The sequence below is a fragment of the Paenibacillus pasadenensis genome (assembly GCF_023715725.1).
In the GTDB taxonomy this organism is placed as follows: domain Bacteria; phylum Bacillota; class Bacilli; order Paenibacillales; family Paenibacillaceae; genus Paenibacillus_O; species Paenibacillus_O pasadenensis_A.
The window spans coordinates 1-1,268 of sequence record NZ_JAMBOT010000028.1; the positions used below are offsets into that span (position 1 = coordinate 1).

The 1,268-nt window shown below is 56.3% G+C and carries 1 rRNA gene; it reads left to right on the forward strand.

Going from position 1 to position 1,268, the window contains the following annotated elements:
* Positions 1–1,268, forward strand: a 23S ribosomal RNA gene (locus M3223_RS23780); the annotation flags it as partial.

Genomic DNA, 1,268 nt, shown 5'->3' on the forward strand with positions numbered 1-1,268 from the left:
AGTACCGAAGGTCATGATCTCCGGCTGCCAAGAAAAGCCTCTAGCCAGGCGAAGGTGCCCGTACCGCAAACCGACACAGGTAGGCGAGCAGAGCATGCTAAGGCGCGCGGAATAACTCTCGTTAAGGAACTCGGCAACATGACCCCGTAACTTCGGGAGAAGGGGTGCCTCGGTAGGGTGAATAGCCCGAGGGGGCCGCAGTGAAAAGGCCCAAGCGACTGTTTAGCAAAAACACAGGTCTGTGCGAAGCCGTAAGGCGAAGTATACGGGCTGACGCCTGCCCGGTGCTGGAAGGTTAAGGGGAGCGGTTAGGGGCAACCCGAAGCTGTGAACCGAAGCCCCAGTAAACGGCGGCCGTAACTATAACGGTCCTAAGGTAGCGAAATTCCTTGTCAGGTAAATTCTGACCCGCACGAATGGCGTAACGACTTGGGCGCTGTCTCAACGAGAGATCCGGTGAAATTTTAATACCTGTGAAGATGCAGGTTACCCGCGACAAGACGGAAAGACCCCATGGAGCTTTACTGCAGCTTGATATTGGACTTTGGTACGATCTGTACAGGATAGGTGGGAGCCTAGGAATCCGGAGCGCCAGCTTCGGAGGAGGCGCCGTTGGGATACCACCCTGATCGTATCGGAGTTCTAACCCGCTACCGTGAAACCGGTAGGGGGACCGTGTCAGGCGGGCAGTTTGACTGGGGCGGTCGCCTCCTAAAATGTAACGGAGGCGCCCAAAGGTTCCCTCAGAATGGTTGGAAATCATTCGCAGCGTGCAAAGGCATAAGGGAGCTTGACTGCGAGACCTACAAGTCGAGCAGGGACGAAAGTCGGGCTTAGTGATCCGGTGGTACCGAATGGAAGGGCCATCGCTCAACGGATAAAAGCTACCCTGGGGATAACAGGCTTATCTCCCCCAAGAGTCCACATCGACGGGGAGGTTTGGCACCTCGATGTCGGCTCATCGCATCCTGGGGCTGAAGTAGGTCCCAAGGGTTGGGCTGTTCGCCCATTAAAGCGGTACGCGAGCTGGGTTCAGAACGTCGTGAGACAGTTCGGTCCCTATCTGTCGTGGGCGCAGGAAATTTGAGAGGAGCTGTCCTTAGTACGAGAGGACCGGGATGGACGTACCGCTGGTGTACCAGTTGTTCCGCCAGGAGCACCGCTGGGTAGCCAAGTACGGACGGGATAAGCGCTGAAAGCATCTAAGCGCGAAGCCCCCCTCAAGATGAGATTTCCCAGTATGTAAGACCCCTAGAAGACGACTAGGT